20 protein-coding genes and 1 CRISPR repeat array are annotated in these 25,269 nt (G+C 46.4%); of the genes, 14 read left to right on the top strand and 6 right to left on the bottom strand.

Features of this window, described 5'->3' with window-relative positions; all coding sequences use genetic code 11:
* Positions 1-150 precede the first annotated feature (150 nt).
* The 6 genes from QUB64_RS19600 to QUB64_RS19575 all read left to right on the top strand — a co-directional run bounded on the left by QUB64_RS19600 (position 151) and on the right by QUB64_RS19575 (position 9,207).
* A complete protein-coding gene (locus QUB64_RS19600) occupies positions 151-1,224 on the top strand; it encodes a class I SAM-dependent methyltransferase (protein WP_333273775.1) in 1,074 nt (357 codons plus the stop codon).
* 698 nt (positions 1,225-1,922) lie between these two features.
* On the top strand, positions 1,923-2,798 hold the full coding sequence (locus tag QUB64_RS19595) for a Mo-dependent nitrogenase C-terminal domain-containing protein (RefSeq protein ID WP_333273772.1): 876 nt from the start codon (positions 1,923-1,925) through the stop codon (positions 2,796-2,798).
* A gap of 243 nt (positions 2,799-3,041) precedes the next feature.
* Positions 3,042-4,082 (top strand): GTPase ObgE, encoded by a 1,041-nt coding sequence (obgE, locus tag QUB64_RS19590; protein ID WP_333273770.1) that lies wholly within the window; start codon positions 3,042-3,044, stop codon positions 4,080-4,082.
* Positions 4,083-4,354: 272 nt separating this feature from the next.
* Positions 4,355-4,828: a CRISPR direct-repeat array (repeat unit 37 nt; unit sequence GCGGGAAAAACCATAAATCCCTATCAGGGATTGAAAC).
* Positions 4,829-5,699: 871 nt separating this feature from the next.
* Positions 5,700-6,605, top strand: a complete 906-nt coding sequence (locus tag QUB64_RS19585; RefSeq protein WP_333273767.1) for a D-hexose-6-phosphate mutarotase — start codon at positions 5,700-5,702, stop codon at positions 6,603-6,605.
* A 522-nt stretch (positions 6,606-7,127) separates the two neighbouring features.
* Positions 7,128-8,654 (top strand): phosphomannomutase/phosphoglucomutase, encoded by a 1,527-nt coding sequence (locus QUB64_RS19580; RefSeq protein WP_333273764.1) that lies wholly within the window; start codon positions 7,128-7,130, stop codon positions 8,652-8,654.
* A gap of 325 nt (positions 8,655-8,979) precedes the next feature.
* On the top strand, positions 8,980-9,207 hold the full coding sequence (locus tag QUB64_RS19575) for a hypothetical protein (protein WP_333273762.1): 228 nt from the start codon (positions 8,980-8,982) through the stop codon (positions 9,205-9,207).
* Positions 9,208-9,289: 82 nt separating this feature from the next.
* On the opposite strand, the gene QUB64_RS19570 is transcribed toward QUB64_RS19575, so the two are convergent.
* From QUB64_RS19570 to QUB64_RS19560, 3 genes are all read right to left on the bottom strand, one after another.
* On the bottom strand, positions 9,290-9,691 hold the full coding sequence (locus QUB64_RS19570; RefSeq protein WP_333273759.1) for a hypothetical protein: 402 nt from the start codon (positions 9,689-9,691) through the stop codon (positions 9,290-9,292).
* A 215-nt stretch (positions 9,692-9,906) separates the two neighbouring features.
* Complete coding sequence (locus QUB64_RS19565) at positions 9,907-11,490, bottom strand: serine hydrolase (RefSeq protein ID WP_333273757.1); 1,584 nt, start codon at positions 11,488-11,490, stop codon at positions 9,907-9,909.
* Positions 11,491-11,783: 293 nt separating this feature from the next.
* The gene (locus QUB64_RS19560; RefSeq protein ID WP_333273754.1) at positions 11,784-12,680 is read right to left on the bottom strand and encodes an RNA methyltransferase; all 897 of its coding nucleotides are present in this window, start codon (positions 12,678-12,680) and stop codon (positions 11,784-11,786) included.
* Positions 12,681-12,847: 167 nt separating this feature from the next.
* Here QUB64_RS19560 and QUB64_RS19555 point away from each other — a divergent pair, with 167 nt between their 5' ends.
* Together QUB64_RS19555 and QUB64_RS19550 are read left to right on the top strand one after the other, a co-directional pair.
* The gene (locus QUB64_RS19555; protein WP_106149998.1) at positions 12,848-13,003 is read left to right on the top strand and encodes a DUF2256 domain-containing protein; all 156 of its coding nucleotides are present in this window, start codon (positions 12,848-12,850) and stop codon (positions 13,001-13,003) included.
* Between the two features lie 64 nt (positions 13,004-13,067).
* The gene (locus tag QUB64_RS19550; RefSeq protein WP_333273750.1) at positions 13,068-14,003 is read left to right on the top strand and encodes an isoaspartyl peptidase/L-asparaginase; all 936 of its coding nucleotides are present in this window, start codon (positions 13,068-13,070) and stop codon (positions 14,001-14,003) included.
* A 311-nt stretch (positions 14,004-14,314) separates the two neighbouring features.
* Here QUB64_RS19550 and QUB64_RS19545 read toward each other — a convergent pair whose 3' ends face one another.
* Positions 14,315-15,565, bottom strand: coding sequence for a WD40 repeat domain-containing protein (locus QUB64_RS19545; RefSeq protein ID WP_333273747.1), 1,251 nt, complete (start codon positions 15,563-15,565; stop codon positions 14,315-14,317).
* A 196-nt stretch (positions 15,566-15,761) separates the two neighbouring features.
* Here QUB64_RS19545 and QUB64_RS19540 point away from each other — a divergent pair, with 196 nt between their 5' ends.
* From QUB64_RS19540 to QUB64_RS19525, 4 genes are all read left to right on the top strand, one after another.
* The gene (locus tag QUB64_RS19540; protein ID WP_333273745.1) at positions 15,762-16,355 is read left to right on the top strand and encodes a hypothetical protein; all 594 of its coding nucleotides are present in this window, start codon (positions 15,762-15,764) and stop codon (positions 16,353-16,355) included.
* Positions 16,356-16,411: 56 nt separating this feature from the next.
* A complete protein-coding gene (locus QUB64_RS19535; RefSeq protein WP_333273743.1) occupies positions 16,412-16,909 on the top strand; it encodes a hypothetical protein in 498 nt (165 codons plus the stop codon).
* A 7-nt stretch (positions 16,910-16,916) separates the two neighbouring features.
* Positions 16,917-17,480 carry a hypothetical protein gene (locus QUB64_RS19530; protein WP_333273740.1) on the top strand — a complete coding sequence of 188 codons (564 nt, stop codon included), beginning with the start codon at positions 16,917-16,919 and terminating at the stop codon, positions 17,478-17,480.
* Between the two features lie 666 nt (positions 17,481-18,146).
* Positions 18,147-18,941 (top strand): hypothetical protein, encoded by a 795-nt coding sequence (locus QUB64_RS19525; RefSeq protein ID WP_333273738.1) that lies wholly within the window; start codon positions 18,147-18,149, stop codon positions 18,939-18,941.
* A 57-nt stretch (positions 18,942-18,998) separates the two neighbouring features.
* Here QUB64_RS19525 and glmU read toward each other — a convergent pair whose 3' ends face one another.
* A complete protein-coding gene (gene glmU / locus QUB64_RS19520; RefSeq protein WP_333273736.1) occupies positions 18,999-20,384 on the bottom strand; it encodes a bifunctional UDP-N-acetylglucosamine diphosphorylase/glucosamine-1-phosphate N-acetyltransferase GlmU in 1,386 nt (461 codons plus the stop codon).
* Positions 20,385-20,900: 516 nt separating this feature from the next.
* Between glmU and QUB64_RS19515 the strand changes: the two genes are divergently transcribed.
* Positions 20,901-21,995, top strand: coding sequence for a hypothetical protein (locus QUB64_RS19515; RefSeq protein WP_333273733.1), 1,095 nt, complete (start codon positions 20,901-20,903; stop codon positions 21,993-21,995).
* A gap of 227 nt (positions 21,996-22,222) precedes the next feature.
* Complete coding sequence (locus QUB64_RS19510; protein ID WP_333273731.1) at positions 22,223-23,047, top strand: sulfurtransferase; 825 nt, start codon at positions 22,223-22,225, stop codon at positions 23,045-23,047.
* Between the two features lie 223 nt (positions 23,048-23,270).
* Here the strand turns inward: QUB64_RS19510 and QUB64_RS19505 are convergent, their stop codons facing one another.
* Positions 23,271-24,743 (bottom strand): MBOAT family O-acyltransferase, encoded by a 1,473-nt coding sequence (locus QUB64_RS19505; protein WP_333273728.1) that lies wholly within the window; start codon positions 24,741-24,743, stop codon positions 23,271-23,273.
* Positions 24,744-25,269 lie beyond the last annotated feature (526 nt).

The raw sequence follows: 25,269 nt of genomic DNA, 5'->3' as shown, positions 1-25,269 counted from the left end.
ATGCCCCATGCCCCATGCCCCATGCCCCATGCCCCATGCCCCATGCCCCATGCCCCATGCCCCATGCCCCATGCCCACCCTTCGACTTCGCGAGCGGGCAAGATGCCCAATGACCAATGACTAATGACTAATAACTAATGACCGGAACTTATGGGCGCCGAAAGCACGATCGACAAAACCGAACAAATGCCGCTGGTAGTCAATCCCGACATTCTCCAGCAAGCCATCCTCTACAAAATTAACACTCGCGTCACCGCACGCGGAGAATTAGTTTTCCCCTGCGTACCCGGAATGCTCAGCCACTATCTCAAGTCAATCGAAAAGCTATTTAGCACCCTCGACAGACCCCTGCCAGAAGACCGCAAAGAGGAACTCAGCAAGCTGTTAGCTAATAAGTTAGAACAAGGCTACCGCACCTCAACAGCATCGATGGTGATCCTGCAATACGAATCAGTACAGCCGCCGCAAACAGGTTTAGCCTGCAAACTGCTGATCAGTACCTCAACAATTGGAGAACAATATAAAAGCTGGGTTGACACTAGAGAACCGCCTCTATTTGGTTCCCATCCCGATGCAAAATTGATGGCAACGGCTGCTAAATTGGGAAATCCCGATCGCATCCGCATCTTAGACGTGGGCGCTGGTACCGGGCGCAATACCTTACCGCTGGCGAGATTGGGCTACTCTGTAGATGCGATCGAGCTAACCCCAGCTTTTGCAGAACAATTGCAAGCAGCCGCCACCGCCGAAAACCTTCCCGTCACCGTAACTGAAGGCGACGTACTCGATCCCTTAATGCGGATGAAACCAGCCCGCTACCAGCTTGCAGTTGCCGCCGAAGTCATCTCGCATTTTCGAGACATCGATCAAGTACGGCTTTTCCTCGCTAAAATGTGCGATTTCCTCTGTCCCGGAGGCGTGTTGCTATTCAGCACATTCTTAACTGTCGGCGACTACCAGCCAGATCCCCTCGTGCGACAAGTTGCACAACTTTCCTGGTCTACTTTATTTACGCCCCAAGAGCTCGCCGCCGCCATGGAAGGCTTGCCCTTAGTCCAAATATCCAACGAATTGGTGTGGGAATACGAACGCCACCACCTGCCAGCAGAAGCTTGGCCGCCGACGCCCTGGTTTTCCAGTTGGGCTACAGGTAGAGATGTTTTCCCGATGGCAAACGGGCGCCCGCCCATGGAATTGCGCTGGATTTTGTGCCGCCGAAGTTAAGTAGAAGGAAGTTCGGCAACGGATTTTATAACGGATGTAACGGATAGAAGAAGCGGTAGGGTGCGTCGCCGTTAATAATCCCTAAATTCCACAGAAAATCTCACAGCGACGCACCTGACAAACAGGGTTCAGCAAACAAACCCAACACTTTTTTTGCAGAGACGTAGGGTGCGTCGCCGTTAATAATCCCTAAATTCCACAGATAATCTCACAGCGACGCACCTGACAAACAGGGTTCAGCAAACAAACCCAACACTTCTTTTGCAGTAATTTTTTTGATAAATGGTCTCATTTCCAGACGAACCCAGCAATCAGAACCTTTGACAGAGTGTGATAGTTCCATCAAGTCTTTTTATTTCAACAGCATAAAGCCGACTTGTTGTCAAATGTTGCGGAGCTGTCACACAAAAATTTACAAAAATATATATTAAAATGTAAACATCGCGAAGTTCGATCGCCCCTGCGTGAGAAACCCGGTTGCTGATTAGATCCTAGGTTGGCAAACCTGTGATTTCTTGCGAAAAATTAGGTCGATCTGGGCTGGCGTCTGCGTAAAATTCGATCGCCATCTCGAATCGGTGCAACTATACTTAATAATGAATCAAGCAAACCTATTCCTCTAGATAGACGCCATTTTCGGGGAAGAAGATTAAACCATAGATTAGCTCGCTAATCGGCGAAGCTCCTGAGAACAAAATATGCTTTTAACACGTCCACTACAAGCGTTTCGAGCAATCTTCAGGCACCAACTTTCAACAAAGAGCTCGATCGAACAAAAAAGCAGTAAAAATTATTTAGAGGGGAATATTTATCCCGCTCCCAACCAACAAATTGAGTGGTATATCCAACTGGAAATGCTGATGAGTAACGCGAAATCTGCCTGCACTGATCGAGAGATTGCCGCTTGGCTGCGGGGATTGCTGACAGTTGCTTGGGCTGACGGCAACTTTGACGAAAACGAGCAAAAAATGATTGCGAATCTAACTCAAGATGAACTAAATCCGGTATCATTTGAGACAGATTTTGAACCGATTACCGCAGAGGAACTAGCTGCTGTGTTAGGGAAAGGCACCGCCAACGGCGAGAATTTTTTGAGAACAGCAGTTATGGTAGCCTTAGCAGACGGTACTTACTCGCTGAGCGAAGACGAGGTACTTTACAATTTTTGCACAGCTTTGGGTCACAACGTAGAGGCGATCGAATCTCTGCGACACACCATCGAAGACAGCAACTCTCAGCCCCAGGGGCCAAGCAGCCAAGCAGCCGTTGATTATGCAGCAACACCGCTTTCTGCGCGGCCACCTCAACCTAACCAGAAAAATGTTCTGCAACCCGTCAAAGACTGGCTTGACGGCTGGGAAGTTCACGATCCCAGATTGGCACGCTTTGTCTGCAAAATGATTCCACCGCAGTGTCCGTTTGAGCGAGATGTCGTATTATTCGGCCGCAAAATCGTCCACATTCCGCCGATGTGCAAGATTAACCCGCTGTACGAACAATTGGTAGGGATGCGCTTTCGAGCTCTCTGCTATTTGGCAGATGATTGCAAGGAAGATGTATCGTCATATTGTTAGTGGTCATTAGTCATTAGTCATTAGTCATTAGTCATTAGTCATTAGTCATTGGTCATTAGTCATTGGTCATTCTTGTGAAATGTTCGATTAATGACTGTAAGCTATTAACCAATGACTACTAATTAGTCCAGTAGGATGTACACTGCCCACCAAAAGATAAACATTGTACTTGGATCTGGTATCATAACTAATGACTACTGACTATTGACTAATGACTACTGACTACTGACTATTAACTAAATTATGCAATTTATCGATCGCGCAGATATACAAGTCGCAGCAGGCAAAGGCGGCGACGGGATGATAGCTTTTCGCAGAGAAAAGTATGTACCGGCGGGCGGGCCAAGCGGCGGCACCGGCGGGCGGGGCGGTTCTGTATTTATGGTGGCGGTGGAAAGCCTGCAAACGCTGCTGGATTTCCAGTACAACCGGATTTTTAAGGGCGAAGACGGGAAGAAGGGCGCGCCGAAAAATATGACAGGGGCTTCAGGAGCCGATCGCACGATCGAAGTTCCCTGCGGTACAGTAGTTTACGACGCGGAAACTCAGGCAATCTTAGCAGATTTAGTCACGCCCGGACAGACTTTTTGTGTTGCCAAAGGTGGCAAAGGCGGTTTAGGAAATAAGTGTTTTCTGACGAATTCTAACCGCGCTCCAGATTATGCGCTGCCGGGAAAAGAAGGAGAACACAAGTTTTTGCGGTTGGAATTGAAGCTGTTAGCTGAAGTCGGAATTATTGGTTTGCCGAATGCGGGCAAATCGACGCTAATTTCTGCTTTGTCGGCGGCGCGCCCGAAGATTGCAGATTATCCGTTTACTACTTTAATCCCGAATTTGGGCGTAGTCAAAAAACCGACGGGCGACGGTACTGTTTTTGCTGATATTCCAGGATTAATTGCCGGGGCTCACGAAGGCGCGGGTTTGGGTTACGAGTTTTTGCGGCACATTGAACGGACTCGGTTGTTGCTGCATTTGGTGGATATTACGGATGAAGATCCGATCGCAGATTACGTCACAATTCAGGAAGAATTGAAGGCCTACGGGCGGGGTTTGGCGGATCGGCCGCAGATTTTGGCTTTTAATAAGGTAGATGCGATCGATCTTGAGGATGAGGAAATTGGAAATGCGATCGCGCGATTGCAGGAAATCAGCGGTGCTCCGGTGTTGATGATTTCGGCGGTGAGTCGAGTTGGGTTGGATGAGTTGATGCAGCAAGTTTGGCAGAAACTCGATGAGATGAACGAGGTTGAAGCCGAGGCGCTCTCAGCAGTCGGAGTTTTGTAGCCCGGTTCTGATTTATGGGATTTTGCGGGAACCAGTAGGTGTTTTTTTTGAGGGATCGAGTTTTTCGGCTGTATTGCAGTCACAGCATGGGTTTGAGGTACTCAGCCGAAAAAATGATTCACGCAAACGCTGTAAGGGTTGCTGTGATTGGTTTTGAGGGCTGTCGAATTTTTTGCCTCTTGACAAGCCGGTTGCTGAAATGATAGTTTTTAGATCGATTCCCGCAACTGCACCTTGAAAACTAAATACCGTAAGCCTTTCAAACATGGGCGGCGGGAAAAACCCTAAATCCCTATCAGGGATTGAAACCAGTCTGTCGTTCACTTCTCTTATATATAATAAGCGGGAAAAACCCTAAATCCCTATCAGGGATTGAAACAAGGTATAGATCATGCAATTTCGCGCTGACAGTATAGCGGGAAAAACCCTAAATCCCTATCAGGGATTGAAACCAATCAAGTTAGCGAAACCGTTTTTAAGTGGCGAAGCGGGAAAAACCATAAATCCCTATCAGGGATTGAAACGCTTGCAAAATCTCATAGCATGATTCAGCGCAAGCGCGGGAAAAACCATAAATCCCTATCAGGGATTGAAACATACAAAAAATCTCACTAAATCTCACTTCATCTTCAGCGGGAAAAACCATAAATCCCTATCAGGGATTGAAACTTCAGCCATTTAATATTTACTTATGTTATTTGCTATAAAGGCGGGAAAAACCATAAATCCCTATCAGGGATTGAAACACTTACGAAAACCTTGAGCTTGTTAGTGCTACGCGGGAAAAACCGTATTTCCCTGTCTAGGGCTTGAAACGCTTGCAAATGCGAAGATTGCCACAATCAAAAAAATCAAGAAAAACCATAAATCCCTATCAGGGATTTTGCATTATTTTTGGCAATTGATATAAAAAACCAGTTTTCTTAATCTTTGGGTAACTCCCAGAAACCGGGTTTCTTCCGAGAGTTCTCGCCACCAACCTAGATGATCGGAGAAACCCGGTTTCTTAATCTTTGGGTAACTCCCAGAAACCGGGTTTCTTCCGAGAGTTCTCGCCACCAACCTAGATGATCGGAGAAACCCGGTTTCTTAATCTTTGGGTAACTCCCAGAAACCGGGTTTCTTCCGAGAGTTCTCGCCACCAACCTAAATTATCTGAGAAACCCGGTTTCTTAATCTTTGCGTCATTCCCAGAAACCGGGTTTCTTCGGAGAACTCTCGCCACCAACCTAGATTATCTGAGAAACCCGGTTTCTTAATCTTTGCGTCATTCCCAGAAACCGGGTTTCTTCCGAGAGTTCTCGCCACCAACCTAGATGATCTGAGAAACCCGGTTTCTTAATCTTTGCGTCATTCCCAGAAACCGGGTTTCTTCCGAGATCCTCTCGCCACCAACCTAGATGATCTGAGAAACCCGGTTTCTTAATCTTTGCGTAATGCCCAGAAACCGGGTTTCTTTCCACATACTCTCCCCACCAAACCTAAATTTTCTCAAAACATATCATTATCCACATCACAACTGTATTAGCTCGCCCATCCCACTCAAACTCAACAATACAAACAACCGCAGCAACCATAATATCGGATAATTGGGAAGCAATTAACCAGACCAACAGCATGAGTATTGACCAACTAAACACAGACTACGGCATCGCCGGCCACCTCACCTTCGCTACCGGAAACGGTGGTTTCCCGATGATTCACATCGACAACGGCCAAGCCAAAGCCTTGATTTCTGTGTATTCCGGCCAAGTGCTCTCCTTCCAGCCAGCCACCGAAACCGCAGATTTGATGTTCGTCAGCGACAAAGCCTACTACGCGGAAGGAAAAGCCATCAAAGGCGGTGTACCCATCTGTTGGCCCTGGTTTGGCCCAGATCCCGAAGGCTTGGGCCGCCCCGCCCACGGATTTGTCCGCAATCGCCTCTGGAATGTCGTCAACACCGGTACAACTCCAGACGGCGCCACCACAGTCACTTTAGGACTTAAGGATACCGAAGAAACTAGAGCAATTTGGCCGCAAGCCTTTGAACTGGCGATCGCCATTACCGTCGGTACCACTCTCACAGTAGAATTAATCACCCGCAATCTCGGCGACAAAGCATTTCCCCTCACCCAAGCTTTCCACACCTACTTCCTAGTCGGCGACATCAACCGCGTGCAGGTTTTGGGTTTAGAAAACAGCCAGTATCTTGATAAAGTTGACGGTGGAGTCGAAAAAACTCAAGTAGGTGCAGTCGTAGCTGTCGGTGAGGTCGATCGAATTTATCTCGATGTCACCAACGAATTCGTCATAGACGATGCCGCCCTCAACCGTCGGATTCGGATTAAATCATCTGGCAGTAAATCCGCCGTTGTGTGGAATCCCTGGGTGACAATCTCTAAAAACATGGCCGACCTCGACGATGCAGATTATCAGCGCTTAATCTGCGTAGAAACGACCAATGCGGCCACAGATATTGTCGAAGTTCCCGCGCATGGTGAGTTCAGTTTGCAAGCAATTTACAGCGTTGAACGCGACTAAAGAATCAGAGTTTAATGTCATCAATTAAGGCAGATCCCCCCTAACCCCCCTTCCTAAGGGGGGGACAAGAGTATTCTCCAAGTCAGAGCGTTGAACGCGACTAAAGAATGAGAGTTTAATGTCATCAATTAAGGCAGATCCCCCCTAGCCCCCCTTAGGAAGGGGGGACAAGAGAAGAGCATTCTCTTTCGTTCCCCGACTCTCCAGGGTATTTACGGGAATCTCTGTACAATAAGGAGGACAAGAGCATTCTAAAAGTCCCCCGACTCTCCAGGGTATTTAGGGGAATCTCCGTACAATAAGGAGGATAAGAGCATTCTCAAAGTCCCCCTTCTTAAGGGGGATTTAGGGGGATCTCCGGGGAATAAGCAGGAAAAAAGCATTCTCAAAGTCCCCCTTAAGAAGGGGGATTTAGGGGGATCAGGCCTCGGCTATAAACGAGAAATACAAAGATTTTCGGGTTCAATTTGACACTAACGAGTCGCGGTTGGAACCGCCGAGTTCTTTCTAATTACCATGATTATGCAAAATTTCAACTGGACAAAACTGCAAAACGGCTCAGATATTCGCGGTATCGCCCTCGAAGGAGTTCCCGGCGAACAAGTCAACCTCACGCCGGAAAGAGCTACAATTCTAGGTAAATCCTTTGTCAGTTGGCTGGTACAGAAAGTCAATAAACCGGCCGCAGAGTTGATAATTGCGATCGGGCGTGACAGCCGCCTCTCCGGGCCAACCTTAATGCAAGCAGTCATGGATGGAATTGCTTCAGTTGGTTCCACAGTCTACGACTTTGAAATGGCCTCAACTCCCGCCATGTTTATGAGTACAATCACGCCAGGTTTTGAGTGCGACGGCGCGATTATGCTGACTGCTAGCCATTTACCTTTTAATCGCAACGGCTTAAAGTTTTTCACCGCTAAGGGTGGATTACAAAAAAAAGATATTACCGATATCTTAGCATTTGCCGAAACCAATGAGTTTGAAAAAGCCGCCGTTCCCGGTACTATTACCAAGCATGATTTTATCTCAGTTTATGGCAACCAATTCGTCGAAAAGATTAGGGAATCAGTCAATCATCCCGATAATTTTGAGCAGCCGCTGACAGGCTTGAAAATTGTTGTGGATGCGGGGAATGGTGCGGGCGGTTTTTATGTGGATAAAGTCTTAAAACCTTTAGGTGCAGACACCACCGGCAGTCAATTTTTAGAACCGGATGGCACTTTCCCCAATCACGTGCCAAATCCTGAAGATAAACAAGCAATGCAGTCCATTTGTCAAGCGGTAATTGCCAATCAAGCGGATTTTGGGATTATTTTTGATACGGATGTCGATCGCAGTGCGGCTGTGGATCAATTTGGCAAGGAACTCAATCGCAATCGGTTGATCGCGTTGATTTCGGCGATCGTCCTCCAAGAACATCCAGCATCAACCATCGTTACCGATTCTATCACATCCGATGGCTTAACGCAATTCATCGAACAGGATTTAAAAGGAATTCACCATCGCTTTAAACGCGGCTACAAAAATGTGATTGACGAGTCGATTCGCCTCAACGCAGCGGGACAAGAATCGTGGCTGGCCATTGAAACCTCTGGACATGGCGCTTTGAAGGAAAATTACTTTCTGGATGACGGCGCTTATTTGGTCAGCAAATTATTGATTGAATTGGCTAAATCCAAGCTAGAAAATAAATCTTTGCCCGATTTGATTGCGAATTTACAAGAACCTGAAGAAAGTTCCGAATTTCGGATTAAAATTGGTGTGGATGATTTCAAAGCCCACGGAACTAGCGTCATTGAGCAACTGCAAGAATTTGTCTCAACCCAAGCCGACTGGGAAATCGTTCCCAATAACTACGAAGGTTTGCGAGTTTCCTGCACGTCAGCTACCGAATCCGGCTGGTTTCTGTTACGCTTGTCACTGCACGATCCGGTGATGCCTTTGAATGTTGAATCGAATGTTAAGGGTGGTGTGGCTCAAATAGTCGATCGCCTTTTAGCTTTTTTCCAAACAACAGAATCCCTTGATTTGTCGGCCCTATCGAGCTAAGTATTCGTAGGGTGCGGATACATCGAAAATACCTGAAGAAAGATCGAAAATCTCATGGCGACGCACCTGATACGATTAATAAACCAGCTTGCTACAATAAAAAGTTGGGTTTGCTTATCAGTTGATTGAATCTTCCAGGTGCGTCGCTATGAGATTGTCGGTCTTTTTTAAAGATGGTGGATGCGACGCACCCTACGGAAGATTTATCGGTTCATTGAATCTTCTTGGTGCGTCGCTATGAGATTGTCGGTCTTTTTTAAAGATGGTGGATGCGACGCACCCTACGAATACTATTAGTAAACCAAACCCTAGGAGGAATTTGATCGTGTGGCTTTTAATTATTAAATGTTCTGCGGAAAGCTGGACTCTCAATTCCAAAGCTTTCAAAGCAATTGCTGAAAAATATCCGGCTACGCCTCTTTCTTCCAAAAAGATGAAAGGCGACGGTCAACGCATCATGGAATATAAACTTGAGAATGTCAATGATGTGGAGGATTTTATGGAGGAATGCTTGACTTTAGATGGCTTTACTGCTACTTTTGAATCTCTATAAATTCTCAAATCGATCGACAGCGCGATCGCCCAAATCGACTAAAATAATTCTACGATGGGCGATCGCAACTGTCAAAAGCAGGTTAAAATCGGCTTGAGCTACGAATGCGCCCGTTGTAATTGACTCTAATCCTCCCATCTTGGAAAACAGTCACAACCGTCTCTACCGTATAGACAGACGAACCGGGTTTGTAACCTTGAAACGTAAATGTCCAAGTACCATCGCCATTGTCAACAAAAGGCGATTCTGCTGATGCACCGTGCATCGATGCTTCGGCTCGATATTGGCCCAAACCTCCGTTAGCATTCTCTGCTGCTTGACGGGCTAGGTTTTTCGCTCGATTCAGTTCAATGTTATTGGAAATAACTGTAATATCGGTGAATTCACTTTGAGAAGAGCGAACGGGATTGCTGAAGGCGGGGGAGACTCCCACGGCTAAGGTTGAGAGTGCTAGCAAACAAGCAAGTCGGGTGGTTAGTTTCATAATACAAACTCATTTATAGTTTGTAAACTCTACGGAACTTGCGCTAACGGGCCCGGAACAGCTCAAAATTATCTCAACAGCCTCGAAGTTATAGGTTTGATCGTTCGGACTTCAGTCCTTGAATTTAGATCCGGACTGAAGTCCTCACTACGAACCTCTTTTGATTTGGATGCGGACTGAAGTCCTCACTACGAACCTATTTTAGGGTGAATCAATTAATTTTTGATTTTCACTTTTGAATCGGCGGGGGTTTCCCCGTCGTTTAAATAGCGGTAACTCATCTTAGAAATATCCCGAATCAATGCTTGAGCAGGTTTCTCGGTTTCCGGCGGATGTTTCACCATCACCGCTACTAAATAACGCTTGCCGTTTGGTAAATCTACCATCCCCGCATCGGCTAGCATTGTATTAATGTTGCCGGTTTTGTGAGCAATCACTGCTCCTTCGCCCAAGCCTCTCGGTAGCAAAGTATCGTTTTTGGTTTGGCGCATGATTTGCAAAATTCGATCGCGCGATTTGACAGAAACCAAATTTCCGCGATCGACTTGAGCGATAATATTGATCAAATCCTTCGGGCTGCTAGTATTCGTTCCCTCCAAATCCGGCAATTTATTGCGCAGCACCGTCGCCCTCAATCCCCAGTTGGCAAATTGCTGATTCAAAACCTCCGCACCTCCCAGCAACTCAACCATCATATTTGTCGCCGTATTGTCGCTGACAACAATCATTTTTTTCGCAACTTCCAAAGCCGAATATTTATTACCCGGTGCATCGTCTTGCATATCCCCAGAACCGCCGACAATATGTTCCGGTTTCAGTGTCAGCACTTGATCTAACTGGATTTTGCCCTCATCTACTGCTTGGAAAAAAGCTACTAAAATTGGAACTTTAATCGTGCTCGCTGAAGCAAAAGCAGCATCGCCGTTCAAATTTATGTAGCTTCCAGTATCTAAATCAACTATAAATATTCCGGCTGTTAAAGTTGGATTTTCTGTTGCTATCACCTGCACTTCTGTTTTTAAAGCTGCTAATTCTTGATTCAGTTGCAGGGCTTCTGGGGTGGCTGGGGCTGCAACTGCGCTATCGGCTGGGTTTTTCTGGCCTGCGGGCGTTTCCTGTGTCGCTACGCCCGATCGACTCACAGCATTCACCACCGACAGCAGCGTACCGCAAATCACCGCAATCCCAACTCCCAAAATCAGCAACCGAGTAGCGTATACCAAGGGCGGCACGTTCCGAGTTGCAGAGCGTTTGCCCGGTCTCTGGCTCGCTTGCGGGCGCGGTTTCGGCACGGGGGCTTTTTTGATCTTGGGGGCTGTTACCGGGTCTGGAATGCTCGCTGGGGGTGCGCTGGAGCGACTTTTACGGGGTGCGGGGGGAGTTGTCGTTAGGGGTTCGCTGATGGGATTGCTGGCGATCGCACTTACATTTTCGGAAGTCGGTTCGGGAAAAGCGAACAAATCGACAGCAGAGAGACCTTTTTTGCGCGGTTGGCGACTCTTCGCCTCCCCAATTTTGGTGGTTTTGGTGGTTCTGGGTTTTCTGGGATTAATTGCGGATCTGGGATCGGACAAAAAGTCCTGCGCGCTCAATTCTTCGGGGGAAGGTGCGGGAGAATTGGCTCTACTTCTGGTGCTGCGACTTGGTTGTGGTGAGAAAATCGCAGGTTCTGATCTGGGAATTTCCGAATTGCCTTTTGGCGGTTGCTCCGGGCGACGGCGGCTGGATTTGCCAGACTGACTTGCTGCGCCGGATTGAGGCGGCTGTGGGCCGGAGTTGTCAGAGGCTATCGAGGACATCACCGATAATATCGATCGTTTGGGAAACCGCTCTGCCACGTCTTACTCCTTCTGCACTGTAAATTTCAAGTTTAAGATTTTTTAGCTTGTGGGCCAATCGATTTTAAATTTTAGATTTGAGATTTTAGATTTAACCGAAACTCACCAGTGGTATCAGAAACCGGGTTTCTTTCCGGGAAATTACCTTAAAGCTGAGGTTTTTAGTCAAGAAACCCGGTTTCTTTGGTGACAACTGGGTAAATCCAGTTCGCCAAAAATCGTCGCTCGCAAATCCCAAATTATCAGCATTTCCCCTAGCTATCCGTTGGATTTTCCGGCAACGCCCCATCCAGAGTATCAGAAACTGGCGATCGCGCGTAACTTTTTATTGCCCAATCTGTTTGGCGGATCACCCCCCGCAGCATGGCGACTTCATCCACTGTCGGATAAGCCCTGTTGTACAAACGCCGAAATTTTTCCATCCGACTTGCTGCTGTATGTGGCTGCAAATAGCCAATTTTCAGCAGCAGCGTTTCTAATTGCTGGTAATATCCCTCCAAATTTTCCAACGGAGCACTGGTGAGGAGATGAGTGGGAGATTGGGGAATTGGTCGATCGACCTGACTCTTTTCTGATAAATTATCCGTTACATCCGTTACATCTTGTACAGTGCTCGTTGCCGAACTTCTATCCGTTAAATCCGCTACAGAATCCGTTGCCGAACCTTCGTCCCGATACAATTCATAGCAGCAAATAGCTACAGCTTGAGCGAGATTTAAGGAAGTGTAAGCATCGCTGCTGGGAATCCGAATCAAGCGCTGGGCGCGGTTCAATTCGGCGTTAGTCAATCCACAATCTTCTCGACCAAAAATTAAGGCACTTGGGGCTTCTAGCAACCAAGGTAAAGCATCTGCTGGTGCTTCTAGCTGCATGGGGTGCGATCGAGCATCATCTCCTGTAGTGGCGATCGCCCTGACACATCCTACCAAAGCAGCAGGCAAACTCTCAACTACTTTAGCCGTGGACAGTATGTCAGCGGCGCGCACGGCCATCAATCGGGCTTCTTCCCCTAAATAGTCGCACTGGGGATTTACCAGAATTAATTGGTGCAAACCCATATTTTTCATCACGCGGGCCACGGAACCCACATTCAACGGCCCTGCGGGTTCGACTAAGACGATTCGGATGTTGGAGGCGGCCGTTTCGAGCATTTAATTTTGTAATTGGGCAAACAGGGCATTGAGCATTGGCTTGCGCAGGGCATTGGTCATTGGCTATTAGAAAAATCACTAACCATTCCCGATTCCCGATTCCCGATTCCCGATTCCCTCACCTAATTGAGAAAGGCTATAGTTAATCTACTACTGTCAAAATTAGCATGGCTAAGCAGCGAGCGAAATCTGATTTACCGACTAAGATGTGTCCGGTGTGCGATCGACCTTTTACTTGGCGCAAAAAATGGGCCGACTGCTGGGATGAGGTAAAATACTGCTCGGATCGCTGTCGCCGCCGCCGTAATAGCACAGAAAATTAAGAATGTGTTGCTATTTGCCAAACTGAGGCTAAGATTGCAAAGGAAAAATTTCACGGTTAGAAGTATGGCATCGCAACAGGTGCAACCAAAGCTAGTTATTCACGGCGGTGCCGGTAGTTGTCTGCAAAGCAAGGGCGGAATTGAAGCGGTACGCAAATCGCTTTACGATGTTTTGGAGGCAGTTTATCCGCTGCTGAAAAATGGCGCAAGTGCCGTAGATGCAGTAGTGCACGGCTGTCGGTTGTTGGAAGATGATCCGCGATTTAATGCGGGTACGGGTTCTGTGGTACAGTCGGACGGGCAAATTCGGATGAGTGCTTCGCTGATGGACGGTTTGGTGCAGCGTTTCAGCGGCACGATTAATGTGGCTCGGGTTCAAAATCCGATCGAACTTGCTCAATTTTTGCAGACTTCGGACGATCGCGTACTCTCAGATTACGGTGCGGCGGAATTGCTGCGAGAACTTCAGTTGCCGATTTACGATCCGATGACGGATTTGCGTTTGCACGAGTGGATGCAGGAACGCCAAGGTAATTTTAACAAAGCAATGGCTACTGTGGTGGCGGAACCTGCGGGTGTTGGCACCATCGGAGTTGTAGCTTTGGATACTCAGGGACGTTTGGCTGCTGGCACTTCGACTGGCGGCAAGGGTTTTGAGCGCATCGGGCGGGTGAGCGACTCTGCTATGCCGGCGGGGAATTACGCGACTGGGAATGCGGCGGTTAGCTGTACGGGTATCGGCGAGCACATCATGGATGAGTGTTTGGCGGCGCGAATTGTGATTCGGGTGACGGATGGTTTGAGTTTGAAAGCTGCTTTTGAGCGTTCTTTTGCGGAGGCTGACGATCGCAAGCGGGATTTTGGTGCGATCGGGATTGATGCTAATGGTGCGATCGCGATCGGCAAAACTAGCGAGATCATTCTCGGTGCTTTTCACAACGGTACAGAAATGGGCGATACTTTGGAAACAAACAAGGGAACGCTGGTTTTTACTGCTTAGAAAAAACGTTTGATTTTCAGCAACAAAAATCAGGAAACCGCCACCCAAATTAGGACACAGCAGTGCTGTGTCCCTACAGAATCTCGGTATTTTATATCATGTCCGGTCGATTGACCGCAATCATATTAGTTCGTAGTGCGGACTTAAGTCCGCAGGATTTTGCCGTTCGTAGTGCGGACTTAAGTCCGCAGCATTTTGCATTTTGCGGACTGAAGTCCGCACTACGAACGGTTTTTTTCCTTACCACGATCGGCGAATTTTAATAATTGGTATAAGAGGGATGATTCTAGCAATAATTATTGAGATTAATATTAAATTCGTAACTGCCAAAGTTTAAGTGTACCATTATCGCTGCCGCTAACCAAAGTTCCCCCCAACTGCCCGATCGCCACCGCCGACACCGGGCCCGAATGTCCGTCTAAAGTGTGCAACAATTCGCCGCACAGATTCCACAGTCTGACAGTACCGTCAAAACAGCCCACTGCAAAGTATTTCCCATCAGGGCTAATCGCGGTGGCGGAAGTGATGCGAATTCCGCTTTGCAGGGAATGCAATAATTCGCCTGTTTCCAAATTCCACAGGGCGATCGTTTTGTTGCCGTGACAGACTAGAATTTGGCTGTCTGGAGTAATTGCTACATAATTTTCGCTACCAAATGTTCGCCGCACTTCTCCTCCCGGTAATTCCCACAAAGTGACGGTAGCGCGACAGAAACCGCTGGTTGCATTCAGCCCGCTGGCTATTAACATTTTGCCGTTGGGACTCAGGGCGATCGCACTTATGTGATCTCCTTGATAGCCTTTCAAAACTTGCAGCAGTTGGCCGCTGTTGAGGTGTTGCAGCTTGACAGTGCCGCAGGTGGTGCCGATCGCCAAAATTTGCCAGTCGGGACTCACAGCTACAGATTCGTGGCGGTGTACGTCTGCTAAACGCTTGATCTGTTCGCCGTTTTGCAGGTTCCAGATTTTGACTGTACCCGCGCGCGATCGCGTTAACAGCGTTTTGCTAGCGGGGCTGAAAGCCACTAACAACACGGCGGTTGAATGTCCGCAAATAGTCCGCAACAATTCCCCGCTGTGCAAACTCCAAACTTTCACTGTACTGTCGTGGGAACCGGTTGCGAGTAATTGTCCGTCGGGACTGATGGCGGCGGATAAAATGCTGTCTGAATGCTGGAGAGTGGCTTTTAAGATGGCGCCGGGTGAGGTTTTTGGTTGTTTTTTATACCCGGCTATTACCAGCCAGTCGATCGCATCTCTCCAATTTTTGAGTGCATTTCGGGGCCGCTTTGTCAATATTTCTATGTATCGGTACAAAGTTTTGGATAAGTCAACCTCTACACCCTTGATTTGTTTGTTCAGAAGTACCGCCATCTCGGCGGGGCTGTAGCCGCACAGCAAGCCACACAAGTGCCTTTTTTCCACGGGTGTCAGCCCTCTTCTGGTGTGGGGCGCGAATTCTAGTTTGGCGTTGGCTAAGTCGCTGTAAAGCTTTTCGGTGTCCCACTCGTAAATTGCCCGTACAAAGGGTTCTTCGGGTCGATCGAGGTTTGAGGGTGTCATTTGTGGCAGTCGCGATCGAGTTCCTAGTCAAATTCCTAACCAAAATCCTAACATTCGCTGTGCGCGATCGGACTGGATTCACCACTAATCTATTTTTAACACAGCAAACAGCCAAAAGAGTTTCGGGTTGAAAATGCGTTTCAATCCTTACCTTTACAGTTTGCAAAACAACTATACATTAACGGAGAAATAGAAAATGTCTGGAATGGCGATCGGCTTATTTTTTGTCCTGGGTTTGGTTTTAAGTCTTGTTGGTTATATTTGGGGATTAGTTCAAGCTTTTGGAGAGGAAACTCTTTGGGGAGTCCTTTACTTGCTTGTTCCCTTTGCAGCCTTGGTTTTTTATGTCAAAAAGTGGAGCAACAAAAAAATCAGAAAAACCTTCTTGATTCAATGTGCTGGTTTGCTAATGTTTGTCTTGGGAGGTGTTACTACTTCAGTATTTTATGGCGCAATTTTCACACAAATATCTGATCCTAGCCTGAATCAAGAACTAAAAAATAACGATAGCTCTCCTTCTTCTTTTCCTTCGGATATTAACACTTATCCATCACCAAGTCAAGAATCATCTCCGGCTGCTGAGCCATCTCCTCAAAGTTTTCTAGCGCCGATTCAAAAAGACGAATTCAAACAATCGATGAAACTTGGCTATGTCTACTACGCGCAGAGAGACTATCAAACAGCTTTAATCAATTTTAACAGAGCTTTGCAGGTGCGTCCGGGCGATGCTTATGCTGTCAAGGCTGTTGACAATACCAAAATGGCGATCGCTGGTAGCCGGACTAAATAATCCGTGGATTAGAAATTAGTAATTCACATCGTTTCCCAAAATAACAGGATAAACTTATGAAGGTTCTCAAGCAAACACCAACTGAACTAACAATTCAAACCTCTAGCATCTGGGATGGCTTGCTCTTAATTTCTCCCTTCATCGTCATTGGATTATTGCAGATTATCTTTGCCTCAAACTGGATCGGTGGAGGCATATTTCTGTTATGGTCGCTGTGTTTGCTGGATGGCGCGATATCTGAAATATATATCTTTGATAAGATTTTGGGGAAAATGACCGTTAAACGACGGGGTTTGTCGCTTAATCATGTTACTGAACGCTCAATTCGCGATATTTGTGCAGTGAAATTAGAGGAAATAGGAGATGGCGAAGGAAATTATAGCTACTATGTTGAGTTATTGATGTTGGGGTGCGATCGCATTTGTTTGAGAAGCAATTCAGTAACAGAACAATGCCAAATGGCTGACTTAATCCGCAGCTATGTCTCGACGAGCTACGATCGCACTGAAGCAATATCTTTGCCAAGCAAGTGCACCGGAGGCCTTGTCAAATAATCTGTGCATGATAGAATGGAAACAACACAAAAATAAGCAATTCAAGTTTTTGTGTCATCAAAAGGATGAATTAATGAAAAAACTCAAGGGAACACCATATAATGAACTAAAAATTCAAAAATCTAACATCTGGCTGGACTTGTTATCTAGCTTACCCTTCATTATCGTTGGATTATGGCTGGTTTTTTCTGCACCAAATACAACTCTAAATTGCCCTAAAATAGAATCTAAGCAAGGCAATTGTAAACTAACAGAATCAAGCTTGTCGGCTTCAAATACTCAAGAAATATCTCTGGATAATTTACTGGGAGGCAAAGTTACCACAGGTAGGAAGGGTAGCAGCAGAGTTGTACTTTTAACCAAAGCGGGGCAAATTTCGTTTACGAATTACGACAGTTGGGGGGATAAAAATTATCTTGCTAATGAAATTAATAATTTTGTTGAAAATGCCGATCGCAAATCGTTGAATGTAAGTCAAGACGATCGCCCCTTTGGATGGATATTTGGGGGCATATTTGTGCTAGGTGGATTGTTAAAATATGTTGAGAATCGCGAAAAATTAAATCTATAGAGATAAAAATTTAGGCAAAATGACAATTTAAGAACGCGGTTGACTGGTGAATTGTCTTACTGAATATTTCTGTTTCGAGATTTATGGGTAGGAGTAGGCACAGGAAAGATCAGAATAAAGGTATTCGCTACTATGTTTATCTGTTAATGCGATCGCGCTGCCAAATATACTTTAACAGCCAAAAAACTTGCTGACTTGATTCGCAGCTATTTGGAGGAGCGATCGCACTAAATGAATGCACCTGCGACTCAAGTACGCGCGGCGTAGCTATCCCTCTTGGCTGAATCGCCCAAATCAATAATTAACGACAATTAGGTAGGCGCTAATAAACTTTACATTGTGTTACATTATCAAGTTTTCCTCATCTTTCTTTGTCATTACTTCCGGTACGATCGCGGGCGAAAGCTAACCTTTCACTCGCACTGACATAATTAATATATTGTTAAGATTCATCTGCTTAAATCACGGAAAGCTATCTCCAACGCAGCCGCAGGTTAACTCGTAACATTTGTTGTCGGTCAGACATTTTAGTGCTAGCCTATTAGCAAGATAAAAGGGTTATGGCGTAGGACGACTTCAAACAATACATAAGTTAACACTTTGGTCTAGGGTGGCTGGGAAGTCGATCGGTAGCAGCAATTTAGGAGTTAAAGCAGGGTGAAATAAATGAAAATAATCAAGCAAACAGCAACTGAACTAATAATTCAGACTCGCAACATATTTGATTTTTGGCTCCCTAGTTGTTTATTAATGGCATTTGGACTGCTCAGGCTGACTTTTGACTATCATACAGCAACCCTGAGTTGCCAGCGATCGCAGGAAAAACCCGGAAATTGCCAGTTGGTGCGATCGCACTTACTGGGATCGAACATCCAAGAAATTCAGCTTGCTGCTTTGCAGGGAGCTAAAGTTGAAAGATACGGCTATAAAACCAGAGTTGTACTTTTGACGAATGTTGGCAATGTTCCTTTTACTGCTAACTCGACTAACTGGGGGAATAAAGACGCTGTTGCTTCTGATATCAATTATTTTGTTAAAAATGCAAAAAATCGCTTGCTGCGCTTAAGCCAGGACGATCGCCCTTTGGGATGGACAGGAGGCATATTTTTGCTCGCAGGAGTCGGAGCAATGGTGTTGGGAAAGAATGAAACCTACAGCTTCGATGGAACTTTAAACACCTTGACTGTTAAGCAGCGGGGTTTGTTGGCGCGTCAAGTAATTCAATATTCTATGTGCGATATCTATGGGGTGGAAGTCGATCGCACAAAAGATCGGGATCGTGATGTTTGGTACCAAGTTAGACTGTTAGTTGGTGGAGGAGATCGCATATCCCTTCCCCACACTATGAGCCCCTACCAGCCAGAAAAAATCGCCAAAGCGATTAACAACTATCTGCACGCGCGATCGCACGAAAGTGTTTGTAGTGAGGATTGTAGTCAGAGTGAAAATTCTGCCGACTAAAGTCCTCACTACAAACCTAGTTCTTTTTGCGGACTAAAGTCCTCACTACAAACCTAGTTATTTGTTTCGATCTTTCAACTTCCAACCTGGTTTGACAACTTGGCGGGAACGGGCAATTACTAAACAGTCATTGGGAACATCTTCTGTTACTATAGAGCCAGCGGCTACATTAACATCTTCTCCCAAAGTTATCGGTGCCACCAACACACTGTTGGAACCTGTTTTGCTCCGAGATCCTATTTGAGTTTTGTGCTTATTTTTGCCGTCATAATTGGCGGTAATTGTCCCAGCGCCGATGTTGACTTTTTCTCCCAAAGTCGCGTCGCCTAAATAAGACAAGTGAGCGACATTAGTTCGATCGCCAATTTGAGTATTTTTCAATTCTACAAAATTGCCCACGCGACAGTTGGCGCCTATTTGCGCGTGTCCCCGCAGGTGTGCGTAGGGGCCAATTCGCGCATTTTCTGCCACAATACTGTCAGAAATTACTGAATAAAGCACAGTCACGTTTTCCTTAATTTGACTGTTTTCAATCAAACTACCGGGCCCGATGCGACTCCCAGAGGCGATCGAAGTTTTACCCCGCAGATGGGTTTGCGGTTCAATTACCACATCCGGCTGCAACTCAACGGTATCGTCGATCGTGATGCTGTGGGGATCGAGCAGTGTCACTCCCGCCGTCATCCACTTGTCCTTTACCCGCGCTTGCAAAATATCGGAAGCTGTAGCTAAATGTTTGCGATCGTTAATTCCCAATATTTCTTGATAATCTTCAACATTCACAGCCATCACGGGAGAGAGAATACTTACCGTATCCGTTAGGTAATATTCTTTTTGGTCATTGTCTGCTTTCAAATCTGGCAAAATTTTCTCTAAATGCGGCCAGTGAAAACAATAAACACCTGCATTAATTCGCTGGTTTTGCTTTTGAGCTGTTGTACAGTCGCGGTCTTCGACAATTTGCTGAACAAAGTTTTGACTGTCGGTAAATACTCGCCCGTATCCTTGAGGATTCGGCAAATTAGCTGTCAATATAGTAGCAGAGTTTTTGTGCTGTTGGTGAATTGCCATCAATTGTTTAATAGTTTCTGCCCTCAGCAAAGGTACATCCCCATTTAACACCAGCAAATCTCCTTGAAATCCCTTTAAATGTGGCAGCAATTGCTGGATGGCGTGACCTGTACCCAATTGTTCGGTTTGTTCGACAAATTCTAGGGCAGGAAATTGAGGATTGTCCGATATTTCTTTAGCTCCCATCAGGGATTCTTTAACGAGTTCGCCTCGATAACCGACGATGACAAGTCGCCGGGAAATTTGAATTTCTTGACAACTTTGGAGGACTCGTTCAACTAGGGTTCGACCGCCCAATTCGTGGAGAACTTTGGGTAAGTCAGATTTCATGCGCGTGCCGCGTCCAGCAGCTAAAATTGCTATTGCTATCATTGTGCGATCGAGCTATTTGCTATAAAAAGTTGAATATTGACTAAATGATGATATCACTCGCTGTCCGTCGATCGTACTGCGATCGCACAATTTTTTAATCTCCCATCTCAAATCCGGGCGTACTGCGTCTTTTTCCAGCCGGATGTCCGTTTGAGGGGCGATGCTTGCGCTATCTTGGAGTTGCGCGCCCGGTATTAAATTTCTGAGGGCCCAAGTCCTGACTACAAACCGGAGTTCGTTTCGTAGTAAGGACTTCAGTCCTTCCCCAAGAGATGCGACGGAGACGGAGAGAAATTATTTGCATCTTTGGACTGGGATTTACCGAGATAGATTATACTATTCGTTGAATTTCAGTTATGGTGTTTTCAACTCAAAAAAACTATTAGTTGCTTCTTCCTTCTTCCGACTTCCTTCTTCCTTCTTCCGACTTCCATCGGACTGAATCCGTTACATCCGTTACATCCGCGGAGCGAATCCGTTGCCGAACTTCCTTTCTGCATTATCAGGTGTCCAGCTATGACAGAGCTTAATTTTCAGGAACTTGCCAAGCAGGGAAATCCACAGGCGATCGCATCTTGGCTCAACAGCAAGTTACAATCGGAAGGCATCACAGCCTCCGCGAATCTCGACGGCGACTGTTTGGATGTAATTCTGGAGGGCGAGCAAGTACCGATAGAAGATACATTAGTTGATTTTGTCCGCAACGAGCTGACGGATTTGCAGCCAAATTCGATTCGCAAAGTGAAGGTTGAGGGGCGAGAAAGCAGTGAGATTGCGGCTGCTTGGAGTCAAGAGTTGAGTTTGGAGAGCGGCATTTTGGAACCACAAAACTTTGCAGGAGAATCAGTGCCAAATCTTGCTATTGCTAATATGGGCGAAGATCGCCCAGAGACGGAAAGCACAAATATGGAGGAGGAGAAATCGCCGGAATTGGCTGCATTTGAGAAGCGGTTGCGATCGACTTTCATTGTAGTCGGGCTGGTGACGGGTATTTTGGCGATCGCCGTGGTGGCGTTTGTCAGTAAGATGTTAAACGAGCCGCCAGCAACTGCTCAGAAGAATCCAGATGAAACTGCCAATGTAGCAACTGTACCGGATACCTTTCGAGAAGCCGTTAACAGCGCCCTCAAAGCAGCAGAGTTAGGGCGATCGGCAAAAACCAAGGCTGATTGGACGCTCGTTGCCGATCGCTGGCAAGAAGCGGTATCGTTGATGAGAAGAGTACCGATTTCTAGCGCCAACCACGAACTAGCTCAGACAAAAGTGATCGAGTATCAGAAATATCTGCTTTACGCTAAAGAATCAGCAGTAAATCCCCCGCCCCCAGAGCCAACTCCTGCAACACCTCAAAAAGCCGAACCTGAGAAAGCAACTCCCAAGAAAGCTAATTCTGAAAAATCAGAACCTGAGAAAGAAACTCCCAAGAAAGCTACTTCTGAAAAAGCCGAGCCTGAGAAACCAACTCCCAAGAAAGCTACTTCTGAAAAAGCCGAACCGGAAAAAGAAACTCCCAAGAAAGCTAATTCTGAAAAAGCCGAACCGGAAAAAGCAACTCCCAAAAAAGCTAATTCTGAAAAAGCCGAACCGGAGAAAGTAACTCCTTCCCGATAGATTAGTCCTAGAAACACCGTTCATAAACCCTGTTTTTACGAACAATTTCGTCACAGCCCACATAAAACTAATATCATGTCCCGTCGATTAAAATCACAACAAAAACGGTTCGTTCGTAGTGTGCCCGAAAGTCCGCTCCCGGACAGCGGACGCCAGGACGCACTACGAACCTTACTGATTGCGTTCAATCGACCGGACATGATGTAAAACCCCAAAATAAAATATTTATGACTGACAACAGTTTAATCATTTCGTCTGAATGGTTGGTAGCCAATACCGCAAATCCGCAAGTTGTAATTATTGACTGTCGGTTTTCCCTCGCCGATCCAGAATTGGGAGAAAAACAATATCAAGAAAGTCACATTCCCGGAGCTTTCTATTTAGATTTAAATCGGGATCTCGCGAGTGCAGTTGGCACGCATGGCGGCAGACATCCGCTACCAAACATTGAAGAATTAGCTGATAAATTGAGCGCGATCGGTATTAATTCACCAGAAACTTTAGTCGTCGCTTATGACGATTCGCGGCTGGCTTTTGCATCTCGTTTGTGGTGGCTGCTGCGATATATGGGACACAGCAAAGTCGCTTTGTTAGACGGCGGTTTCAGCGCGTGGAAAGCGGCGGGATATCCGGTAACAAATATTTTGTCAGAACCCCGCGAGGGTAAATTCGTGGTGAAATTGCAGCCGGATATGGTGGTTGATATTGAGGCTGTAAAACAGCGCAAAGACTCGTCGGACACGGTTTTGGTTGATTCGCGAGAAAGCGAGAGATACGAGGGCTTGCGGGAGCCGATCGACCCGATCGCAGGTCACATTCCGGGTGCTGTCAACTACCCTTGGCAAGCGGTGACGGATGAAACTGGAAAAGTGCGATCGACCTCCGAACAAAAACAGCGGTGGACGGAATTAGAAAAAGCGGAAGAAATCATCGTTTACTGCGGTTCCGGCGTGACAGCTTGCGTAAATTTACTGTCCTTAGAAATCGCCGGAATTCCCGATGCTAAACTCTATGTCGGTAGCTGGAGTGATTGGTGTTCCTATCAGTTGTAGGGTGCGTACCAAAGCACCAATAATATCAAATCCGATTGCATCGTCTTGTATTCATCTCTATCTTCTCTCTCTGCGCCCTCTGCGCTCTCTGCGGTTAAATCATTCCGATACAACCGGAAACGATATAAGATTTGGCGGTTGAAACCACATTTATACAACATTTTTTTCAACCCACACCCGGTGAATTTTGTATGTACAGACGCGGTTTCAACCGCCCCGTTTCCTAAAAATCGAAATAAATATAAGGTAAACCGCCTTCCGGCGCCAACACCCAAACCGCATACAAACAAAGCGGCACTAACACCAATTTCACAGGCCAATTTAACTCCAACTTCAAACCCCGACTCAGGGTATAATTCCCCAGCATCGCCACAGCCAAAGCCGCCAACATCCACGTTAAATGTACTCTTTCCAAACCCAAAGCTTCCACATAAACTTTATGTACAAACTGTACGTCAGCAGTGTGTCCCCACAAATGCGAAATCGCCCATCCCGAATTCTTTAAATCGGGAAGCCGGAAAAATATCCAACTACCAAAAACCATCGCCTGAGTTAACAGCCAACCGATCGCCATTCCGATCGGATTTTCCCACAAAAACTCGCTCCGCAACCACTTAAAAGTCACATCCGTCACCCGGTGCACCGCCAAAGCCAAACCGTGCAAACCTCCCCACACTATAAATCCCCAAGCCGCCCCGTGCCAAATTCCCGCAATCAACATTACAAGAGACAAATTCAGACAAGTGCGCCACAAACCGACGCGCGAACCCCCCAAAGGAAAATACAAATAATTGCGCAGCCAATCCCCCAAAGTCATGTGCCAGCGCCGCCAAAAATCAGCGATACTGGTACTAAAATAAGGGAAATCAAAATTTGGTGGCAAATACCAACCCAGCAGCAAAGCAGTACCGCGCGCCATGTCAACATAGCCGCTAAAATCGAGATAAAGTTGCAGCCCGTAAGCAAAAATCGCCAGCCACAAATCCTCGCTTCCCGCCCGCTGCAAGTTGGTAAAGCTTAAATCGACATAAATTCCCAAGTTGTCGGCGAAAAGACCTTTTTTTACTGCACCGAAGGCGATCGTCCAAAGTGCCTCAGAAATGCGATCGGGCGTCGGAAAATTCTGGGATTTGAGTTGATAAATCAAGTTGTGATAGCGAGTAATCGGGCCAGAAATCAGTTTTGCAAAAAACAACTTGTAAGCAGCAAAGTGCAGCAGCGAAGTAGCCGCCGGCGCGCCTCGATACACGTCAATCAAATAAGCAATGCACTCAAAGCAAAAGAAACTCAATCCCAGCGGTGCTACTACGTGAGTTTTTACCCAGTTAGCACTGTCGAGAGCAACAGGCCAATTTAACAAAGTGCCGATCGAACTCAAGAAAAAAGGCACATACTTAAAACCCAGCAACAGCAACACATTCAGCCCAATTCCCAGCCACAGCAGCAACCAACGGCGGCGATTCCAAGATTCATTAGCAATCCGCCAATCCAAAGGTTCCCCGATCGCCATCGCCAAGCAATAATTAAACACTACACCTACTAACAGCAGAGGAATGTACCAAATTTGCAGCGAAGCGTAAAAAATCAGACTACCCGCCAGCATGACAAACAGCCGCCACCACCGCAGGGGAACCAACCAGTAAGCCGCAAACAAAACTAATAGAAACAGGGCATATTGAAGGGAGATGAAAGTCATGCGATTTGGGATTTGGGATTTTAGATTTTAGATTTTAGATTTTACAAAAGTCATCCGATTTTAGATTTTAGATTTAAGATTTTACAAAAGTCATCCAATTTTCGATTTTAGATTGCAGTATTCGTAGGGTGCGTCGCCCTCGACAAGCCCTTGCATAAAAATTGACTTTTCCAGTAGCGACGCACCTTAGCCCTTGCTAAAAACTTTGCTAAAACATAATTATTGGGTTTGTTTGCACTCCGCGATCGATCGCACTGGTGCGTCGCTATAAAATTGTCGATTTTTTTGAGAGATGTTGCATGGCGAGGCACCCTGCGGTTAGGACTGAGAACTGCTACATTTTACAGCACAAAGGTTAAATGCTGTTGCAAATTCAATAAACTTTGTCTTTATAGCATCTGTATTCGTAGGGTGCGTCGCCCTCGACAAGCCCTTGCATAAAAATTGATTTTTCCAGTAGCGACGCACCTTAGCCCTTGCTAAAAACTTTGCTAAAACATAATTATTGGGTTTGTTTGCACTCCGC

It is taken from the genome of Microcoleus sp. Aus8_D2 (genome assembly GCF_036702665.1).
In the GTDB taxonomy this organism is placed as follows: Bacteria; Cyanobacteriota; Cyanobacteriia; order Cyanobacteriales; family Microcoleaceae; genus Microcoleus.
This window is presented reverse-complemented; position numbering and strand designations above follow the sequence as displayed.